Below are 18,803 nucleotides of genomic sequence, written 5' to 3' on the forward strand. Positions count from 1 at the left end.
CATGACCCCTACGCTCCATCTGATCCAGAACGTGCTGCTCGGCGTCGTCGCGGTGCTTGCCGCGCTCGCGCTGTTTACCGGTTACGTGGCCCGTCGCGTGACGCGCGCGTTTCCGCCCGAAGGCCGCTTCGTCGACATCGACGGCGACCGCGTCCACTACGTCGAATACGGCAACGGCCCGCCGATCGTGTTCGTCCACGGGCTGGCGGGGCAATGGCGCAATTTCGCGTACCTGCCGCTCACGCGGCTCGCGCAGCGGCATCGCGTGATCCTGATCGACCGGCCGGGCGCCGGCCGCTCGCTGCGCGGCGCGGCCTCGCAGGCGAACGTGTTCGCGCAGGCTCGCACGGTCGCCGCGTTCATCGACGCGCTGAAGCTCGACAAGCCGGTGCTGGTCGGCCACTCGCTCGGCGGCGCGATCGCGCTCGCGGTCGGCCTCAATCATGCGGACCGCGTGAGCCGGCTCGCGCTGATCGCGCCGCTGTCGCACGAGCAGACCGAGCCGCCTGCGCCGTTCAAGCCGCTGATGCTGCCGTCGCCGCTCGTGCGCCGTTTCGTGTCGTGGACCTTCGCGATCCCGCTGACGATCCTGACGGGTCGCAACGCCGTGCGTCAGGTGTTCGCGCCGGAGGACGTGCCGCGCGACTTCCCGGTCAAGGGCGGCGGCCTGCTCGGGATGCGCCCGCACGTGTTCTACGCGACGGCGACGGACCTGCTGTCGGCGCCCGTCGACCTGCCCGCGATGGAGCGTCGCTATGCGGAGCTCGCGCTGCCGGTCGACGTGCTGTACGGCCGCGCCGATCCGATCCTGAACTGGCGCGCGCACGGCGAAGCGCTCGCGAGGAAATCGGCGCGCGTGCGGCTGAAGGTCGTGGAGGGCGGGCATATGCTGCCGGTCACGCTTCCCGACGCGACGGCCGACTGGCTGCTCGAAGTCGCCGCCGCGCCGGTCGATGCCGCCGCGCAGCCAGTACGCATCGCGTAGATCGCGGCAACGAAGCGGGCCGGCTTCCGTGCCGGGCAGCCGGCGCCGCGACGGAATCAGGCTTCGTCGTCGGGTATCGACAACCCGAGATCCGAGAGCACCTCGCGCGCGCTGCGGAACGCCTCGACCGCGGCCGGCGCGCCGGCGTACAGCGCGCTGTGCAGCAATACCTCGCGGATCTCGACGAGGCTCGCGCCGTTGTTGAGCGCACCGCGAATATGCCCCTTCAGCTCCGTGCCGCGGCCGAGCGCCGCCAGCATCGCGCACGTGCACAGGCTGCGCGTCTTCAGGTCGATCCCGCCCCGCTGCCACGTGCTGCCCCACGCATGTTCGTTCAGCCAGTCCTGCAGCGGACGCGAAAATCCGTCGAGGTCGCGCATCGCGCGCTCGACGAACGCCTCGCCCATCACGTCGATCCGCCGCGCCTTGCCGTATTCCCTGTCCTGTTCGCTCATGTCCGTGTCCTGGTTGGAGTCGGGGCCGCTGCGGCGTCGCCGGCAGCCGGGAGATGTCCTGCCATGTTCGTGCGCGCGGCGGGGTTTCGTCAAAGACGCGGCGCTCGGTTCGCGGCCGCTCGCGTCACGGACGGCCCGAACGCTACGTAACATCCGGCCGCGCGTTACGGCGCCTTACGGGAACATCGCAGCCGCGACGTTTGCGCACCGCGCGTGCCTGTCGCGCGAAACCGTCATTCCTCCGTTTAAATCGCATCGATATTCCCGATTCTCGCAACAAATCGCGACACCGTTTCGCGAAACCTGTCATGGCGCGGAATTTGCAGTGAAGACCTCGACACACTTCCAATGTCGAGGCCAACATGCACACTCTTTTCAAGAAGACGACGGTAACGATGGCCGTCTCGTCACTGCTCGCGCTGTACGGCTGCGGCTCGGTCGACGGACCGACGACCCCGCCGACGATCAAGCCGAGCACGTCCGGGACGAGCGGCACGTCGGGGACTTCCGGCACGTCGGGCGGCGGTTCGTCAGGGACGTCGGGTGGCGGTAGTTCGGGGTCGTCGGGGACTTCTGGTACGTCGGGGACTTCTGGTACTTCGGGCACTTCCGGTACCTCGGGTACTTCCGGTACCTCGGGCACTTCCGGTACCTCGGGTACCTCGGGTACTTCGGGCACTTCCGGTACTTCCGGTACTTCCGGTACTTCCGGTACTTCCGGTACTTCCGGTACTTCCGGTACTTCGGGTACTTCGGGTACGTCAGGCACTTCCGGCACCTCGGGCACCTCCGGTACGTCAGGCACGTCCGGTACCTCGGGTACGTCCGGTACGTCGGGTACGTCCGGTACGTCGGGCACTTCCGGTACCTCGGGCACCTCCGGTACGTCGGGCACTTCCGGTACGTCGGGCACTTCCGGTACCTCGGGCACTTCCGGTACCTCAGGCACTTCCGGTACCTCGGGCACTTCCGGTACCTCGGGTACGTCCGGTACCTCGGGCACTTCCGGTACCTCGGGTACGTCCGGTACCTCGGGCACGTCCGGTACCTCGGGTACGTCCGGTACCTCGGGCACGTCCGGTACCTCGGGCACCTCCGGTACCTCGGGCACCTCCGGTACCTCGGGCACTTCCGGTACCTCGGGTACGTCCGGTACCTCGGGTACGTCCGGTACCTCAGGCACGTCCGGTACCTCAGGCACGTCCGGTACCTCGGGCACTTCCGGTACCTCGGGCACCTCCGGTACGTCTGGCACCTCAGGTACTTCCGGTACCTCGGGTACGTCCGGTACGTCGGGTACGTCCGGTACGTCGGGCACCTCCGGCACGTCAGGCACCTCCGGTACGTCGGGCACCTCCGGCACCGGCGTCACCCCCCTCGGCAACGTCCTGCAGAAATCCGGCAATCTCGTGACGGCGCTCGGCACGACGGTCGTGAACGGCGGCGCTCAGATTGGCGGCGTGCAGATTCCCGGCACGAACCCGACGACGGCCACCAGCATCGGCAACGCGGTCGGCAGCCTCGGCAACGGCGTGCAATCGCTCGGCAACGGCGTCGCGGCCGGCCTCGGTTCGATCGGCGTGTCGGCGAACCCGCTCGGACCGACGCTGACGTCGACCACCGGCCTGCTGACCGGCGCCGGCGGTGCGGTCAACAACCTCGGCAATGCGGTGACGAGCCTCGGCACCGGCCCGCTGTCGCCGCTCGCACCGGCGACGACCCTGGTCGGCAGTCTCGTCAACACGGTCGGCACCGCGGTCAATTCGACGGCATCGGCGCTGAACACGGCGCTGAACAGCTCGCCGGTCCAGCAGCTCGAAACGCAGCTCGGCAAGGTGATCAACCCGATCACGAATACGCTGACCGGCGGCGTCACGACGCCGGGCGTCACGCAGACGCTCGGTGGCGTCACGCTGCTCGGCACGCCGCTCAACGGCCTGCTGAGCACGCTCGGCAACGGCATCGCGCTCGCCGGCACGAAGGTCGGCGGCGCGACCGACAACCCGGTCGGCACGAGCCTCGGCGGCGCGCTGGGGCAACTCGGCAACACGGTGACGGCGACGGGCGGCCTCGTCAACGCCGGCAACGCGGGCAGTTCCAGCAGCGGCACGGGCGGCAGCAATCCGCTCGCCCCGATCACGGGCCTGCTCGGCACGTTGACGGGCGGCCTCGGCGGCGGCAGCTCGAGCGGTTCGGGCGGCACCAGCGGAACGAGCGGCACCAGCGGCGGCCCGCTCGCGCCGATCACCGGCCTGCTCGGGACAGTGACGGGCGCGCTCGGCGGCATCGGTTCGAGCGGCACCAGCGGCACGGGCGGAACGAGCGGGACCGGCGGCACCAGCGGCACCGGTGGCGCAGGCCTCGGCGGCCTGCTGGCGCCGGTCACCAATCTCGTCAACGCGCTGACGCCGCTCGGCGCGAGCCTCACCGGCACCGTCACGACGCCGGGCGGCAACCTGTCCGGCACGCTCGGCGGGGTGCTGACGAGCGGCCCGGTCGGCACGCTCACGGGTGCGCTGGGAACGCCGACCGGTTCGGCCGGCGCCACCGGCACGGTCGGCTCCGGCGGCGCAGCCGGCGCCGTGACGACGCCGGGCGGCAGCGGCTCCGTGGTGACCGGCCTGACCGGCAGCACGAGCGGCGGCGCCGCCGCCGGCACCGGCAACCTGCTGTCGCCGGTGACCAACCTGCTCGGCGGTCTGCTGGGCGGCGGCACCAAGAAGTAAGCGTCAACGCATCACGTATCAGAACGACAGGCCAATGGCCGGGCGCGCATCCATAAACAGCCCGGCCGACGGCCGGCGTCACCCGCCCAGCGGGGGCGCCGGCCCTCATCCCCACGAGGATCCGATCATGAACTCCACGCTCGACGGCGTCGTCGCTGCTCCGGACCACCCACCCCGCTCCGCCACGCCGTTGCGTGCCGGCCTCCTCGGCATCACGGCCGGACTCTTCGCGCTGTGGATCACGCGCGACCACCCGGCCCTCGACGCGGCCACCCGCGCGGTCATCGCGAGCCTCGCGATCATCGGCACGATCGCGCTGCACGAACTCTTCGTCTCGCGCGTCTACCTGCGTCCGAGCGCGGGGCTGTCGCGGCAGGCCGTCCGGCCGCTCGGCATCGCGCGCGTGGCGACGCGGCTCGGCGCGCTCGCGTCGGTCTACGCGGGCATCGGCGCGATCTACTGGCTGCTGCCCGAATACCACGGCGCGTTCTACCTGCCGTTCTGGTCGCTGCTGCGCTCGCTCGCGCCGTACGTGATCGTCGCCGCGCCGTTCTACTTCGCGTGGATGGACCGCCACCAGCGCGAGACCGACGACGCGTACCTGCTGTGGGGCCGCTTCCTGTTCCGCCGCGAGCAGCCCGCGAGCTGGAAGCCGGTGCGCGAGATGCTGGCCGGCTGGGGCGTGAAGGCGTTCTTCCTGCCGCTGATGACCGTCTACCTGTCGAAGGACGCCGATCACCTGAGCGCGTCGCTCGCGAACGCGATGCATGCGCCGATGACGATCGCGACCTTCGTGTTCATGTATGACCTGTCGTTCACGATGGACCTGATGTTCGGCACCGTCGGCTACCTGTGCACGTTCCGCATCCTCGACAGCCACGTGCGCACCGTCGAGCCGACGACGCTCGGCTGGGTGGCCGCGCTGATCTGCTATCAGCCGTTCTGGTCGCTGATCTCGAACAACTACATCCGCTACGAAGGCTCGGTGTTCTGGGACAACTGGCTGCTGTCGGCGCCGACGCTGCGCGTGATCTGGGGCGCGACGATCATCCTGCTGCTGCTGACTTACGCGCTGTGCACGATCTCGTTCGGGCTGCGGTTCTCGAACCTCACCAACCGCGGGATCATCACGTCGGGCCCGTACCGCTTCACGAAGCATCCGGCCTACATCACGAAGAACCTGTCGTACTGGATGGTATCGGTGCCGTTCGTCGAGCCGCTCGGCTGGCAGGTTGGGCTCATGCACTGTGCGGGGCTCGTCGCGGTCAACCTCATCTACTACACGCGTGCGAAGACGGAAGAGCGTCACCTGATGCGCGATCCCGACTATCGCGCGTATGCCGAATGGATCGCACGGCACGGGCTGTTCGCGCGGATCAGGCAGGCGTTCGGCGCGCGGCAGGCGGTGTGACGGGGCGACCGGGAGCGGCCTCCATGCCGCTCCCGTCCCTCGCATGGGCGTCGGCCTGCCTGTCGCGGGCTTCGCACCCGCAACGACACTTTTCCACGCATGCCCTCCAGCGCTTGACGATGCGCTTTCGCGTATAACTCCCGAACGTGTCGGCACGCCCCATGCGGCCAATTGTCGCGAAACGCCGCGATTCTCCGCTTTTCGTCGCCTTTCTCCGTCAGTCCGATTGCCCGACTCCGACGCGTCGCGTATGGTGCTGGCCGTCCGCGCACGATCCGTCGCCGGACACCCGACCGTCGTCCCGCACGACGGCCGTGCGGGCCGTGCCCGCCGCTCACCGTCTCCGCGACGCCACCTGGCGCCGCGCGTTCATGAGGAAAGAGGCGTGATCCACAAAGTCCTGATCCTGTTCGCACTCTGCATCGCGGGCCTCGCCGCGATCGCCGCCGGTTTCCAGCACATCCCCAGCTGATTCGCGGCCCCGGCTCGCTTCGCCGAGCCCGGGGGCCGCACCCGCTTCCGTTCCCTTTTGCGATGAACCTCTTTCCCGAACCGCCCGGGACGGGCGGCTTTTGCCATGCGTATCGACGTACAGCATTCCCAGCACGACATCGACGACGAACTCGACACCCTTTATGAACGCCTGCACCAGCCGGGCCATCGCCTGCACGGGCTGCCGGCCGTCGCACTCGGCCGCTCGGGCCTGATCGTCCGCCACCGCGAAGCGGACGGCGAATACTTCCTGTATGTCGAGGATCCGGCCGCGCGCCAGCTCGCCGGCTATACGGTGTTCAACCGCCTGCCCGAACTGCCGCGCCGCGCCGACCGCTACCTGCGCGCGCCGCATACGCGGCTGCGCGGCTCGGCGCAACGCAAGGGCCTTGCGACGACGCTGTATCGCTGGGGGCTCGATGCGGGCCTGTGCCTGATCAGCGGCGCGCGCCAGTCGGTCGGCGCCGCGCAGCTGTGGACGGCGCTCGCGCAGGATTACCGGCATGGCTTCGTCGATGTCGAAGGCCGCGCGCTGCGCTATCTCGGCGAAACCGTTGCCGACGACGTGCACGGTGCGCTGCATACGCGGCGGCTGTTGCTCGGGCGCGGGTGGGGAATCGGGGAATTCGCGCAGGCGGCCGGGATGAACGATGCGGTCCAACCGCCGATGCGATAATCCGTCGAACCCGCGCGACGCGCCGGCTCAACCCGCCAATCGAAAAACGCCCTTCGATGACCGCCGATCCCCGAACCGACGTCACCCGCCCGCTCGACATCGTCGCGCTGTGCGGCAGCCTGCGTGCGCAGTCGTACAACGCGGCACTCCTCGACGCAGCCGCGCTCGTCGCCCCGCCCGGCATGCGCATCGCACGCTTCGATCGTCTCGGCGAATTCCCGCTGTTCAATCCCGATGCCGAATACCCGACGCCCGCCGCGGTGCGCGATCTGATCGACCGCCTGAACGCGGCCGACGGCGTGCTGATCGCCAGCCCGGAATACGCGCACGGCGTAACCGGCGTGATGAAGAACGCGCTGGACTGGGTCGTGGGATGCGAGGCCGTCGTGTACAAGTCCGTGGCCGTATTGAACGCGTCGCCGCGCGCGACGCATGCGGATGCGGCGCTGCGCGAAACGCTGTCGGTGATGTCGGCGCGCATCGTCGAGCCCGCGTCGATCGCGCTGCCGATCCTCGGGAGCCGGCTCGACGCGGCGGGCATCGCCGCGCATCCGCCGTTCGCGTCGGCGCTCGTCGGCGCATTGCACGCGCTGCGCACGGCGATCGACGACACGAGCGCCGGCCGGTAGGCGATCCGCACGTCGAACGCGTGCGGCGTGGCGTTATCGCGCCTTCGCGCGCGTCGTCTTCTTCGCGGGCCGGGCCGCTTTCGCGCGCGGTGCTTCCTTCTCGGGCTGCGCGCCGCCGCCGACGAGATCCTCGAGCCATGCGAGCGCATCGACGTACGACAGGAACTGCTGCAGGTAGTCCGGCGACAGCTCGCGCATCGTCGCGAGCGAGCGGTGCACGAGGCTGTTCGAATTGAGCGGCCCCGCGTTGCGCGGCACCTGGTCGAGCGACTGGCGGTATTGCTGTTCCGTGCGGACTTTCGACCACGTCGCGCGGAAGTAGTCGACGAGTTCGGGATCGAGCCCGCGCCGGTCGGCCTGCGCATCGCGCGCGAGCCCTTCGACGAGCGCGGCAAGCGCGCCGCGCGCGGGCGCCTCCGCAGCGGCTTCCCCCGTCTCGCGCGGGATGTCGGCGTCGTCGCCGCGCGCGACGATCTCCGCGAACCCTTCGATCAGCGTCGCCAGCCGCGCGTCGACCAGCGCGCGTGCAGCGCCGTCGAGCACGGCCGCGCGCCGTTCGAGCGCGTCGATCCGGTGAAAGCGCACGGGATCGAGCCGGTCGGCGCCCTGCTCACGCCATGCGTCGAGCGTCGCGCGCACGTGCGTCGCGTCGCCCGTCACTTTGCCTTTCCTCCGTTCGACGCCGACTTGCGCGGCACCGGCGCGATTTCCACGCGGCGGTTCTTCGCGCGGCCTTCGTCGTCTGCATTGGAGCTGACCGGCTGTTCGGAACCGAACGCGGCCGCGAACACCGACGAGGCCGGCACGCCGGCATCGATCAGCGCGCGCGTGACCGTCAACGCGCGTTTGGCCGACAGTTCCCAGTTGTCCGCGAACAGGCGGTTGCCGGCGTGCACCTGCTGGTCGTCCGCGAAGCCGCTGACCATCAGGATCTCGTCGCGCGTCTTCAGGTACGTGGCCAGCGGGCTGGCCAGCGTCTTCAGCAGGTCGCGGCCCGCGGGCTGCAACTGGTCGGAGTTCAGCGCGAACAGCACGTTGCCGCTGATGCCGATGCGTCCGTTCACGAGCGTCACGCGGCCGGCTGCGAGCGGCCCGGCGAGGGCCTGTTCGAGCGACTTGCGCTGCTGCGCCTCGAGCTGGCGTGCACGCACCGCTTCCTCGAGCTTCGCCGTGAGCTGAAGCTGCATGCCGATCACGCCGACGAGGATCAGCACGAACGCGCCGAGCAGCACCGACATCAGGTCGGCGAACGCGGGCCACACCGGCGCCGATTGCGCGCCGCCGTCGATTTCGTCGTGCATGCGTTACGCTCCGACGGGCGCCCGCCGGCCGGCGAGCTGCTGCAAGTCTTCGACGATCTGCTTCTGCGACATCACGCTCAGGTCGATCACCTCGCGCGCCTGCGCGACGTAGTACTCGAGCTGTTCGTCGCTGCGCGCGAGCGATTTCTCGAGCGCGGCCTCGATGCGCTGCAGATGGGCCAGCAACTTGTCGTTCGATTCGCCGAACACCTGCACGGCCATCCCGAATGCGTCGCCGAGGCTCGCCACTTCGACGGCGCCGGCCGTGACCTGTGCGGCCACCGAATCGAGCTTGCGCGTCTCGGCGTCGACGGTGTCGTTGAAGCGCGCGCCGACGCGATCGAGCAGATCGGCCGACGTGCTGACGAGCGCGTCGATCGCGGCGCGTTGTTCGGTCGACGCGTGGTTGACCGCGCCGAGCAGCGTCTCCAGCGTCGCGAGCAGGCGGCTGCGTTCCTCGAGCGTCGCGGTGTCGCGCACCATGCTGTCGGACAGGCGCTGGCGCAGCTCGGCGACGACGTCGGCCGCGGCCTTCGGCGCCTCCGACGCGGCCTGCACGAGGCGCGAGATTTCGTTGATCGTGTCGCTCGCGTGAACCTGCGCCTGCGCAGTGATGTCGTTCGCGGTGCGGGCCAGCGTGTCGCAAATGTCCTGCTGGCGCGCCGCGGCCTGCGCGCTCGTCTGCGCCCATTCGTCGCGCAGCGCGGCCGCCATCGCCGCGAGCGAATCGCTCCAGGCAGCGAGGCGCTCTTCGTCGCGTGCGGCCAGTTGCGATTGCAGGCCGGTGTGCGATTCGCGAATCGTCGCCAGCAGATCGTTCGAGCGCTGCTCGAACGTCGACGCCTGTGCGACCAGGTCGCGCGTCGTTTGCGCGAGTGCATCGCAGATTTCCTGCTGACGGCCCGCGCTGTGCACGCCCGCACGCTGCCATTCTTCGCCGAGCTTCGCGGCCATCGCGGCCAGCGAATCGTTCCAGGCGGACAGACGCTCTTCATCGCGCGCAGCCAGTTGCGATTGCAGGCCGGTGTGCGAATCGCGAATCGTCGTCAGCAGATCGTTCGAGCGTTGTTCGAACGTCGAGGCCTGCACGGCCAGGTCGCGCGTCGTTTGCGCGAGTGCGTCGCAGATTTCCTGCTGACGGCCCGCGCTGTGCACGCCCGCACGCTGCCATTCGTCGCCGAGCTTCGCGGCCATCGCCGCGAGCGAATCGTTCCACGCCGACAGACGTTCCTCATCGCGCGCAGCCAGTTGCGATTGCAGACCGGTATGCGATTCGCGAATCGTCGTCAGCAGATCGTTCGAGCGTTGTTCGAACGTCGACGCCTGCGCGGCGAGGTCGCGCGTCGTTTGCGCGAGCGCGTCGCAGATTTCCTGCTGACGGCCCGCGCTGTGCACGCCCGCACGCTGCCATTCGTCGCCCAGCTTCGCGGCCATCGCGGCGAGCGAATCATTCCATGCCGACAGACGTGCTTCGTCGCGCGCCGCCAGTTGCGTCTGCAAACCCGCGTGCGACTCGCGCATCGCGGCGAGCGTCGCGGCCGAATGGCGTTCGAACGTCGCGGCGGCTTCGCCCAGCGCGCGCGCATGCTGGCCGGCCAGCGTCTCGCCGGCCTGCTCCTGGCGCGACAGCGCCTCGCGCCATGCGTCCGACAGGCGGCCTTCGGTCGATTCGAGGCGCGTCGCGACGCCGTCGAGCAGATCCGACGAACGCTGCGCGAACGTGTCGGCGAACTGACCGAGCGTCGTCTCCAACCGCTGCGCGACGGCATCGCTCGCGCGGCGCTGTTCGTCGATCGCGCGGTTCCATACGGCCGTCACGTTGCCGGCGGTCTTCTCGAAGCCGTCCGTCAGCCCGTCGAGCTGACGCTGCACCGCGCCCGTCACGGTGTCGCGCAGCGCGGCCATCTCCTGCGCGAGCCCCGTCATCGTCGCAGCGACGACCGGCTGCAGCGCCGCACCGGCCACGCGCGCACTTTCGGCGGCGCTTTCCTTCAGCGCGTCGCCGACGTTCGACGCAAGGCCCGCGTACGCGCGCTCGGTCCGCTCGAAAAACGCCCGCTGACTTTCGAGCTGGCGATCGTGCAGCGCGACGCTGCGCGCCTCGAGCGTCGTCATCATCGTCTGCAGCCGGTCGACCAGTGCCGGCATCACATCGGCCTGGCGCTGCAGCAGCCGGAACGATTCGTCGCGCTGATGCGCGGACGAATGCACGCGCAACGTCGTCGCGATCTTCGCGTCGAGCTGCTGCGCCGCCTCGATCCGCTCGCGGCGCACGAGCGCGGACAACAGCCCGAGCATCGCAGACGTGGCCACACCGGCGATCGACGTGCCGAACGCGAACCCGAGCCCCTTCACCGGCGCGATCAGCGACGCGCGGATCGCATCGAGATCGGTCGCGCTCTCGAGCGCGGCGCCCGTGCCCTTCAGCGTGACGACCATCCCGAGCAGCGTGCCGAGCATGCCGAGCAGCACCAGCAGGCCGACGAGATAAGGCGTGAGCGCCGGGCCCGGCAGGGCGACGCGCGCGCCTTCGACCCGTGCGCGCACCGCGCCGCGCAGGCCCGGATGCAACGTATCGAGCCACGTGTCGAGCTTCGCGGGCGAGGCGGTCAGGCCGGCGACCGCGTGCGACAGCGTGGCGGTCGCCTGCCGGTAGCGCAGCAGCTCCCATGCGCCGGCGACGTAGCACGCGCCGATCAGCAGCGTGACGGCCGCCGCCAGCGGGTTCGACGCGACATAGCCGGCGCCGATCCAGCCCACTGCGAGCAGACCGGCGACGAAGACAACGAGATCAAGGCGAATTCTGGACATAGCGTGTTGATTAGCAGGTGCGAAGGGCCGCGAGCAGCCCGTCTACCGTTTGAAACCGGACTTCGAGTTCGGCTAGCAGGATGCTTTGCATCTCGTCGCGAAACGTATCGAGCCAGGCGCCGGGCACGATCGCCGCGACGGTCGCGGTGTCGGCCGCCGTGCCTTCTGCGGCAGGCGCGGATGCGTCGGGCGTATCAGAACCGGCGGCCGTCGCGGCCGCGGATTCGGCGTCGGCCAGCGCCTGCCGCTCCGCGTCGCGCAGCCGCGCGAAGCGCGTGCCGAGCAGCGCGGGCACGGCCGACAACAGGCTGCGCTCGCGCGCGCCGAGCACGCGCTCCATGATCGTGTCGAGCGTCGCGAGCCGCGCCATCCCCGACGAGCGCGCGGCGAGCGCGACCCGCAGGCGGCCGCGCAACTGGCCGATCGCCGTTTCCATGTCCTGCTGCAGGGTCAGATAACGCTGGCGGAAGTCCGCGAAATCGGCCGTGTCGGCGGCCGGCGGCGGCGGGTCGCCCGGCCGCCGCCGCGCACGCGGCCGGTGGCCGGCCGTGATCGCCTGCGCGAGGTCGTGGCGCACGCGCGCGCAGTCGCGCTCCGCGTCGTAGCCGCGCACGCCGGTCGCGACGCCCGGCGGGCTCGCGTTCAGCGCGGACGACAGCGTGATCGCGTCGGTCCAGCCGAGCCACTGGCTCAGCCGGTCGGACAACGTTTGCCGGGATTCCGCGACGTCGGCATCGGCCAGGCGCGCGAGCAGCCGGACGAGCGTCGGACCGCTCAACGCCGGGCGCGGAGATGCTTGCACCATGCTGCAAACCGTCAAAAAAGGCAGCAGTTTACACGTCGCCGGGCAATCGACCGCCAGAATCGGGAAAGCAGCGCGGTTCGGCGCGCCGTGCGCCCCGCGCCAACGCCCGTCGCGCAAGGCTCGGCGGGCAGCGGCAACGGGCGGGAGACAGGCTCGGCGGCGGCCGGTGGGCGGCCGCGCCATCGGGACGCCACGCGTTCGCGACACGCCGACGCGCGCTCGGGCGAGTGGCTCGGGCGGCCCGGGCGATTCCCGCCGCTAACCGGCGACGGCCATGGCCGGCCGCTGCCACGCGCTGAGGAAGCAGCGCTCAGATCCCCGCTTTCGGTGCATTCAGGATCAGCCGCAGCCCGAGCAGCGCGATCGCGCCGGCCGCGATGCGGTCGACCCATTTCTTCGCGCGCAGGTAGAGTTCACGCGGCCGACGCGTCGAGAAGCACAGCGCAACGAGCGTGTACCAGCCGAATTCGACCGCGAACACGAGCGGCGGCAGCGCGAGGTAACACCACAACGGCGGATGCTGCGGAAGCAGCGCCGCGAAGATGCTGCCGTACCAGATCGCCGTCTTCGGGTTGCTGAGCTGGGTCGTGAGGCCGGTCCAGAACGACTTGCGCGCGCTGCCGCCGGCCATCGCCCGCGGATCGTCCATCGCGATCGGCCGATCGGCGCCGCGCCAGATCTTCGACGCCATGTAGATCAGGTAAACGCCGCCCGCGACCTTGAGGCCCACATACAGCCATTCGACGGCCTGCAGCAGCGTATAGAGCCCGGCCAGCGCGACGCCGCCGAACACGATGCCGCCGATGCCCATGCCGAGCGCGGTGGCGAGCCCGTCGCGACGCGACAGCCCGATCGAATTGCGGGCCACCAGCACGAAGCTCGGGCCCGGAATCATTGCGCCGAGAAACAGTGCAGCCAGGATGGCGAGTACGGCAGCCGATGCGGTCATCGACGTCTCCTTGGTCAGCGACGCCGCTGCGCCGGCGCCTGCGTGTCGTTTCCGACGGTGGGCCGTCGATTCTGGCACGCTTCGCGCGTGGCCGGAAGCGGCTGTGCGCTGCTATGCTGGCCCTCTTTCCCGTCATTCCGCGCCGCCCATGATCGAGACCCGCGTCGCCCGCCATCCCGACGATGCCGCTGCCGTCGAAGCGATCTTTCGCGCGTACGTCGCGCGGCCGACGGTCGGCCTCCGATTCGACGACGACGCGCCCGGCAATCCGGCGCCCGGCGCCGCGTTTCCCGGGCGCGATTCGTAACGCCGCGCGACCGCCCCCTTTTCCCCTTTCAACCGGACCGCCCGCCATGCGCGCTCTTCGCCTTTCTGCCCTGCTGCTCCCGCTCCTCGCCGCACTTTCGCTCGGCGCCCGCGCCGGCGGCCTGCCGAAGTCGATCGCCGCGCAACTGCCGCCCGGCTACCAGCCGCTGCTCGCGCAAGCCGGCCCCGATCTCGACACCGGGCGGCACAGCTTTCTCGTCGTCGTGCATCGCGCGGTCGATACGCGCGAGCAGCCATCGCCGCGCCCGCTGCTGATCTACGAGGAAGAGGCCGACCACACCTACCGGCTCGCCACGCGCAACGACCAGGTCGTGCTGCGCGCGAACGAAGGCGGCCAGTGCGATCCGTTCGATCCTGAAGACGCGGCCGACAACGGCCTTTCGGTGAAGGGCCGCTATTTCACCGTGCAGAATGTCGTCGCGTGCGGGCAGCACTGGACCGACTACGTCACGTTCCGCTACGACCCGCGCACGCATGGCTGGCTGTTTTCGAGCCAGATCGTCACCGAATCGTTTCCGCTCGACGACAAGCCCGACCACGTCACCGTCACGCGCGCCGACGCGCACCGGCCGGTGCCGTTCGGGCAATGGAAACGCAAGGACTAGCCTCCCGGTACGCGCCCACGCCGCGGCGGCGCCGATTTTCAATCCGGCGCGTCGCTCGCGACACCCGGCCAACGGGTCTACCATAGGCGCTCGTCGCCCATGGGCGATCGCCGGCACGGCATGCGGCTTGCGCCTGCCCCTTTCCTCGTTGCCCCCGCACAGGAGGACGTCATGACGCAACACTTCGATGCGATCGTCATCGGCACCGGCCAGGCCGGGCCGCCGCTCGCCGCGCGGCTCGCCGGCGCCGGCATGAAAGTCGCGATCGTCGAGCGCGGCCGCTTCGGCGGCACCTGCGTGAACACCGGCTGCATCCCGACCAAGACGCTGATCGCGAGCGCGTACGCCGCGCAGCTCGCCCGGCGCGCCGGCGAATACGGCGTGTCGGTCGGCGGCCCCGTCACCGTCGACATGAAAGCGGTTAAGGCCCGCAAGGACCAGATCTCCGGCCGCTCGAACCACGGCGTCGAGCAATGGGTGCGCGGCCTCGACAACACGACCGTCTTTCAGGGTCATGCCCGATTCGAACGCGCGAACGCGGTGCGCGTGGGCGATGAAGTGCTCGAGGCCGGACGCATCTTCATCAACGTCGGCGGACGCGCGCAGGTGCCCGCGATGCCGGGCCTCGACTCGGTGCCGTACCTGACCAACTCGACGATGATGGACGTCGACTTCCTGCCCGACCATCTCGTGATCGTCGGCGGCAGCTACGTCGGGCTCGAATTCGGCCAGATGTACCGCCGCTTCGGCTCGAAGGTCACGATCGTCGAGAAGGGCTCGCGCCTGATCCAGCGCGAGGACGAAGACGTGTCGCAGGCCGTGCGCGAAATCCTCGAGAACGAAGGAATCGACGTGCAGCTCGACGCGAACTGCCTGAGCGCGCGCCGCGACGGCGACGGCATCGTGGTCGGCCTCGACTGCGCGGGCGGCGGCCGCGAGGTCGCGGGCTCGCACCTGCTGCTCGCGGTCGGGCGCGTGCCGAACACCGACGATCTGGGGCTCGACCGCGCAGGCATCGACACCGACGCGCGCGGCTACATCACCGTCGACGACCAGTTGCGCACCAACGTGCCCGGCATCTGGGCGCTCGGCGACTGCAACGGGCGCGGCGCGTTCACGCACACCGCGTACAACGACTACGAGATCGTCGCGGCCAACCTGCTCGACGACGACCCGCGCAGGGTGTCCGACCGCATCGCGGCCTACGCGATGTACATCGATCCGCCGCTCGGCCGCGCCGGCATGACGCTCGCGCAAGCGAAGCAGACGGGCCGCCGGCTGCTGGTCGGCACGCGCCCGATGACGCGCGTCGGCCGGGCGGTCGAGAAAGGCGAAAGCCAGGGCTTCATGAAGGTGATCGTCGACGCGGACAGCCACGCGATCCTCGGCGCGGCGATCCTCGGCGTGACCGGCGACGAAGTCGTGCACGGCATGCTCGACGTGATGACCGCCGGCGCGCCGTACACGACGATCAGCCGTGCGATGCATATCCACCCGACCGTGTCGGAGCTCGTGCCGACGCTGCTGCAGGATCTGCATCCGGTCGAATGACGCACGGCAGGCGGGCGGCCGCGCACCGCGCTGCGGCGGTATGCGAAGATGGCCGCTCGCCACGTCATCCGGAAATGCCATGGACCGCCTGCAAGCGATGCAGATCTACGTACAGATCGTCGAACGCGGCAACTTCACGCAGGCCGCCGACGCGCTGCAACTGCATCGGCCGGCCGTCACGAAAGCCGTGCAGCAGCTCGAACAGGAGCTCGGCGTCCGGCTGCTGAACCGCAGCACGCGCCGCGTCAGCGTGACGGCCGAGGGCGAGGCGTTCCATGCGCGCTGCGTGCAGCTGCTCGGCAGCATCGACGACGCGTTCGCGTCGTTCCCCAGGCAGCGCGCGGTGCCGAAGGGCCGGCTGCGGATCGACATCGCGCTCGCGCTCGCGAAGACGGTCGTGATCCCGGCGCTGCCCGACTTCCAGCAACGCTATCCGCAGATCGAACTCGTGCTCGGCACGAGCGACCAGCCGGCCGACCTAATCGGCGAAGGCATCGACTGCGCGGTGCGGGTCGGGACGCTGAAGGATTCGAGCATGGTGGCGCGCACCGTCGGCGCGGTGCAGATGGCCACGTGCGCGTCGCCGGCCTATATCGCACGCCATGGTTTGCCGCGCACGCTCGACGAGCTGCGTACGCATCGCGCGGTCAACTTCTTCACCGGCCGCAATCGCCGCGTGCTCGAGTGGACGTTCCGCCCGCACGGCGAAACCGTCGCGGTGAAACTCGCGAGCGGCGTGCTCACCGACAACTCGGAAGCGCTGCTGTCGTGCGGGCTCGCCGGCCTCGGCATCGTGCATGCGTTGCGGCCCGCGCTGCAGCCGAGCATCGATTCGGGTCGGTTGATCGAGCTGCTGCCCGGCGTGCCGGCCGTGCCGAAGCCGGTGTCGGTGCTGTACCCGAACCGCGCGCATCTGCCCGACAAGGTGCGCGCGTTCATCGACTGGCTGACCGAACTGTTCGCGCGACGCTATCCGGCATAACACGGGTTCGCGCCGATTGTTATTCGTCGAATAACAATCAATGATCGGGCCGCGCGTTTATCCGGCGCGTGCGCCCGCCTACGATGCTGCTTCATCGACACCCGTTCATCGAAGGAGCACTCCATGGCCCGCATCGTTCGTTTCCACCGCACCGGCGGCCCCGACGTACTGCAGATCGACACCGTCGACGTGCCCGCGCCGGGCCCCGACGACATCCAGCTACGCGTGAAGGCGATCGGCCTCAATCGCGCGGAAGTCATGTTCCGCCGAGGCGAATACACGTTCATGCCGCGTTTTCCGGCGTCGCTCGGCTACGAGGCGTCGGGCGTGGTCGCGGCGGTCGGCCGCAACGTGACGGCGTTCGCCGAAGGCGACGCGGTGAGCGTCGTGCCGGCCTTCTCGTTCGCCGACTACGGGATGTACGGCGAGGTGGTCAACGTGCCCGCGCATGCGGTGGTCAGGCATCCGGACAGCCTGTCGTTCGAGGAAGCGGCCGCGACGTGGATGATGTTCGTGACGGCCTACGGCGCGCTGATCGAACTCGGCGGGCTCCAGCGCGGCGATGCGGTGCTGATCGGCGCCGCGTCGAGCAGCGTCGGGCAGGCCGCGATCCAGATCGCGAACCAGATCGGCGCGGTGCCGATCGCGCTGACGCGCGGCGAATCGAAGCGTCGGGCGCTGCTCGATGCAGGCGCGAAGCACGTGATCGTCGTCAGCCCCGCCGACCTGCCGCAACAGGTGGCCGAAATCACCGGCGGCATCGGCGCGCGTCTCGTGTTCGACCCGGTCGGCGGCCCCGACGCGGCGAACCTGCTGCGTGCGCTGGCCACCGGCGGCACGTTCTTCCAGTACGGCGCGCTCGACACGCGCGACATCCCGGTGCCGGTGATGGACCTGCTCGCGCGCCACCTGACGCTGCGCGGCTACGAGCTGTTCGAGATCACCGGCAGCGCGCAACGGCTCGAACGCGCGAAGCGCTTCATCGTCGACGGGCTCGCGGCCGGCACGCTGAAGCCGCGAATCGATCGCACGTTCGCGTTCGACGACATCGTGGACGCGCACCGCTACATGGAAGCCGGCGCGCAGGTCGGCAAGATCGTCGTCACGGTCTGAGCCGCGCCCATGGCGAGCGGCGCGCGCCGCTCGTCAGCTTTCGAAATACCGCGGCCGGTCGATATCGGCCAGCAGCCGCGGCTGCGTCGGCGCCCAGCCGAGCGATGCCCGCGTGCGCTCGCTGGTTGCGGGCGCATCCATCCCCGCAAACATCGCGAACCAGCCGAAGTGCTCGCCGGCTTCCGCCGCCGACTTCGCGACGACCGGCACGTTCAGCCGGCGGCCGATCACCTCGGCGATCTCGCGGAACGGCACGCCCGTATCGTCGACCGCGTGATAGCGCGAACCGGCCGCGCCGCGTTCGATCGCGAGCCGGTACACGCGCGCCGCGTCGAGCCGGTGCACGGCCGGCCAGCGGTTCGCACCGTCGCCGATGAACGCCGATACGCCCTTCTCCCGCGCGAACGCGATCAGGCGCGGCACGAACGCGTGATCGCCGTCGCCATGCACGGACGGCGGCAGGCGGACGACCGACGCATGCACGCCGCGCGCTTCCAGCGCGACCGCGGTCGCTTCGGACGCACGCGGATAGCTCGCCGACACCGGCACGTGCGGATCGTCCTCCGTCGCCGCGCGGCCGGGCGCGACGAGCGCGAGGCCCGACGTGACGACCAGCGGCCGCGCCGAGCCGGCGAGCACCGCGCCGATCGTCTCGATCGCGCGGCGATCGAGTTCGCAGTTCTGCGCGAAACGCGAGAAGTCGTGATTGAATCCCGTGTGGATCACCGCATCGGCGGCCTCGGCGCCGCGCGTCAGGCTGTCGAGATCCTCCAGCGACCCGCGATGGACGTCGGCGCCGGCCGCGGCAACCGACGCCGCGGCCGCATCGGACCGCGCCAGCCCGAGCACCGAGTGCCCGGCCGCCACGAGTTCGGCCACGACGGCCGAGCCGACGAATCCCGATGCTCCCGTAACAAAGACACGCATGTTCAGCACCTCCGGATGAAATGGAGGCTTACTATGTGCCGATGGCCGCTCGCGGTGA

The 18,803-nt window shown here is 70.0% G+C and carries 18 protein-coding genes; 11 read left to right on the plus strand and 7 right to left on the minus strand.

Annotation, left to right across the window (positions count from 1 at the left end):
- The first annotated feature begins 1 nt into the window (after position 1).
- Complete coding sequence (locus tag WT24_RS27975; RefSeq protein ID WP_060036454.1) at positions 2-985, plus strand: alpha/beta fold hydrolase; 984 nt, start codon at positions 2-4, stop codon at positions 983-985.
- Between the two features lie 56 nt (positions 986-1,041).
- Here WT24_RS27975 and WT24_RS27980 read toward each other — a convergent pair whose 3' ends face one another.
- Positions 1,042-1,440 (minus strand): carboxymuconolactone decarboxylase family protein, encoded by a 399-nt coding sequence (locus tag WT24_RS27980; protein WP_027782376.1) that lies wholly within the window; start codon positions 1,438-1,440, stop codon positions 1,042-1,044.
- Positions 1,441-1,802: 362 nt separating this feature from the next.
- Between WT24_RS27980 and WT24_RS35500 the strand changes: the two genes are divergently transcribed.
- The 5 genes from WT24_RS35500 to WT24_RS28000 all read left to right on the plus strand — a co-directional run bounded on the left by WT24_RS35500 (position 1,803) and on the right by WT24_RS28000 (position 7,374).
- Complete coding sequence (locus WT24_RS35500; protein ID WP_257127572.1) at positions 1,803-4,166, plus strand: collagen-like triple helix repeat-containing protein; 2,364 nt, start codon at positions 1,803-1,805, stop codon at positions 4,164-4,166.
- A gap of 127 nt (positions 4,167-4,293) precedes the next feature.
- Positions 4,294-5,577, plus strand: a complete 1,284-nt coding sequence (locus WT24_RS27990) for an isoprenylcysteine carboxylmethyltransferase family protein (protein WP_059789294.1) — start codon at positions 4,294-4,296, stop codon at positions 5,575-5,577.
- Between the two features lie 250 nt (positions 5,578-5,827).
- Entirely contained in the window at positions 5,828-6,049 is a 222-nt protein-coding gene (locus tag WT24_RS34715; protein WP_156441875.1) for a hypothetical protein, read from the plus strand.
- A gap of 105 nt (positions 6,050-6,154) precedes the next feature.
- Positions 6,155-6,745, plus strand: a complete 591-nt coding sequence (locus WT24_RS27995; RefSeq protein ID WP_059504211.1) for a hypothetical protein — start codon at positions 6,155-6,157, stop codon at positions 6,743-6,745.
- Positions 6,746-6,801: 56 nt separating this feature from the next.
- Positions 6,802-7,374, plus strand: coding sequence for an NADPH-dependent FMN reductase (locus WT24_RS28000; protein ID WP_060036456.1), 573 nt, complete (start codon positions 6,802-6,804; stop codon positions 7,372-7,374).
- Positions 7,375-7,407: 33 nt separating this feature from the next.
- Here the strand turns inward: WT24_RS28000 and WT24_RS28005 are convergent, their stop codons facing one another.
- From WT24_RS28005 to WT24_RS28025, 5 genes are all read right to left on the minus strand, one after another.
- The gene (locus tag WT24_RS28005) at positions 7,408-8,034 is read right to left on the minus strand and encodes a DUF2894 domain-containing protein (protein ID WP_060036457.1); all 627 of its coding nucleotides are present in this window, start codon (positions 8,032-8,034) and stop codon (positions 7,408-7,410) included.
- Positions 8,031-8,675 carry an OmpA family protein gene (locus tag WT24_RS28010; protein ID WP_034205413.1) on the minus strand — a complete coding sequence of 215 codons (645 nt, stop codon included), beginning with the start codon at positions 8,673-8,675 and terminating at the stop codon, positions 8,031-8,033. The genes WT24_RS28005 and WT24_RS28010 overlap by 4 nt, the downstream gene beginning before the upstream one ends.
- Positions 8,676-8,678: 3 nt before the next feature.
- The gene (locus tag WT24_RS28015; protein WP_060036458.1) at positions 8,679-11,486 is read right to left on the minus strand and encodes a DUF802 domain-containing protein; all 2,808 of its coding nucleotides are present in this window, start codon (positions 11,484-11,486) and stop codon (positions 8,679-8,681) included.
- Positions 11,487-11,496: 10 nt separating this feature from the next.
- Positions 11,497-12,291 (minus strand): DUF3348 domain-containing protein, encoded by a 795-nt coding sequence (locus tag WT24_RS28020; protein ID WP_059789288.1) that lies wholly within the window; start codon positions 12,289-12,291, stop codon positions 11,497-11,499.
- Positions 12,292-12,601: 310 nt separating this feature from the next.
- Positions 12,602-13,240 (minus strand): LysE family translocator, encoded by a 639-nt coding sequence (locus tag WT24_RS28025; RefSeq protein WP_060036459.1) that lies wholly within the window; start codon positions 13,238-13,240, stop codon positions 12,602-12,604.
- A gap of 148 nt (positions 13,241-13,388) precedes the next feature.
- Here WT24_RS28025 and WT24_RS34720 point away from each other — a divergent pair, with 148 nt between their 5' ends.
- The 5 genes from WT24_RS34720 to WT24_RS28045 all read left to right on the plus strand — a co-directional run bounded on the left by WT24_RS34720 (position 13,389) and on the right by WT24_RS28045 (position 17,818).
- Positions 13,389-13,547 carry a hypothetical protein gene (locus WT24_RS34720; RefSeq protein WP_257127573.1) on the plus strand — a complete coding sequence of 53 codons (159 nt, stop codon included), beginning with the start codon at positions 13,389-13,391 and terminating at the stop codon, positions 13,545-13,547.
- Between the two features lie 46 nt (positions 13,548-13,593).
- On the plus strand, positions 13,594-14,172 hold the full coding sequence (locus WT24_RS28030) for a hypothetical protein (RefSeq protein WP_060036460.1): 579 nt from the start codon (positions 13,594-13,596) through the stop codon (positions 14,170-14,172).
- A 171-nt stretch (positions 14,173-14,343) separates the two neighbouring features.
- On the plus strand, positions 14,344-15,723 hold the full coding sequence (locus tag WT24_RS28035) for an FAD-containing oxidoreductase (protein WP_060036461.1): 1,380 nt from the start codon (positions 14,344-14,346) through the stop codon (positions 15,721-15,723).
- A gap of 79 nt (positions 15,724-15,802) precedes the next feature.
- A complete protein-coding gene (locus WT24_RS28040) occupies positions 15,803-16,705 on the plus strand; it encodes a LysR family transcriptional regulator (protein ID WP_059789284.1) in 903 nt (300 codons plus the stop codon).
- 123 nt (positions 16,706-16,828) lie between these two features.
- Positions 16,829-17,818 carry a zinc-dependent alcohol dehydrogenase family protein gene (locus WT24_RS28045; protein WP_060036462.1) on the plus strand — a complete coding sequence of 330 codons (990 nt, stop codon included), beginning with the start codon at positions 16,829-16,831 and terminating at the stop codon, positions 17,816-17,818.
- A 33-nt stretch (positions 17,819-17,851) separates the two neighbouring features.
- Here the strand turns inward: WT24_RS28045 and WT24_RS28050 are convergent, their stop codons facing one another.
- Positions 17,852-18,745 carry an SDR family oxidoreductase gene (locus WT24_RS28050; protein WP_060036651.1) on the minus strand — a complete coding sequence of 298 codons (894 nt, stop codon included), beginning with the start codon at positions 18,743-18,745 and terminating at the stop codon, positions 17,852-17,854.
- Positions 18,746-18,803: the final 58 nt, after the last annotated feature.

The sequence above is a fragment of the Burkholderia sp. MSMB1078WGS genome, from assembly GCF_001528895.1.
GTDB lineage: Bacteria > Pseudomonadota > Gammaproteobacteria > Burkholderiales > Burkholderiaceae > Burkholderia.

Coding starts and splice junctions, on each gene's coding strand:
- WT24_RS28025 (WP_060036459.1), bottom strand. CDS start 13,240: ATGACCGCATCGGCTGCCGTACTCGCCATCCTGGCTGCACTGTTTCTC.
- WT24_RS27980 (WP_027782376.1), bottom strand. CDS start 1,440: ATGAGCGAACAGGACAGGGAATACGGCAAGGCGCGGCGGATCGACGTG.
- WT24_RS28040 (WP_059789284.1), top strand. CDS start 15,803: ATGGACCGCCTGCAAGCGATGCAGATCTACGTACAGATCGTCGAACGC.
- WT24_RS28020 (WP_059789288.1), bottom strand. CDS start 12,291: ATGGTGCAAGCATCTCCGCGCCCGGCGTTGAGCGGTCCGACGCTCGTC.
- WT24_RS34720 (WP_257127573.1), top strand. CDS start 13,389: ATGATCGAGACCCGCGTCGCCCGCCATCCCGACGATGCCGCTGCCGTC.
- WT24_RS35500 (WP_257127572.1), top strand. CDS start 1,803: ATGCACACTCTTTTCAAGAAGACGACGGTAACGATGGCCGTCTCGTCA.
- WT24_RS28010 (WP_034205413.1), bottom strand. CDS start 8,675: ATGCACGACGAAATCGACGGCGGCGCGCAATCGGCGCCGGTGTGGCCC.
- WT24_RS28045 (WP_060036462.1), top strand. CDS start 16,829: ATGGCCCGCATCGTTCGTTTCCACCGCACCGGCGGCCCCGACGTACTG.
- WT24_RS28000 (WP_060036456.1), top strand. CDS start 6,802: ATGACCGCCGATCCCCGAACCGACGTCACCCGCCCGCTCGACATCGTC.
- WT24_RS28015 (WP_060036458.1), bottom strand. CDS start 11,486: ATGTCCAGAATTCGCCTTGATCTCGTTGTCTTCGTCGCCGGTCTGCTC.
- WT24_RS27975 (WP_060036454.1), top strand. CDS start 2: ATGACCCCTACGCTCCATCTGATCCAGAACGTGCTGCTCGGCGTCGTC.
- WT24_RS28050 (WP_060036651.1), bottom strand. CDS start 18,745: ATGCGTGTCTTTGTTACGGGAGCATCGGGATTCGTCGGCTCGGCCGTC.
- WT24_RS27990 (WP_059789294.1), top strand. CDS start 4,294: ATGAACTCCACGCTCGACGGCGTCGTCGCTGCTCCGGACCACCCACCC.
- WT24_RS28035 (WP_060036461.1), top strand. CDS start 14,344: ATGACGCAACACTTCGATGCGATCGTCATCGGCACCGGCCAGGCCGGG.
- WT24_RS28030 (WP_060036460.1), top strand. CDS start 13,594: ATGCGCGCTCTTCGCCTTTCTGCCCTGCTGCTCCCGCTCCTCGCCGCA.
- WT24_RS34715 (WP_156441875.1), top strand. CDS start 5,828: ATGGTGCTGGCCGTCCGCGCACGATCCGTCGCCGGACACCCGACCGTC.
- WT24_RS27995 (WP_059504211.1), top strand. CDS start 6,155: ATGCGTATCGACGTACAGCATTCCCAGCACGACATCGACGACGAACTC.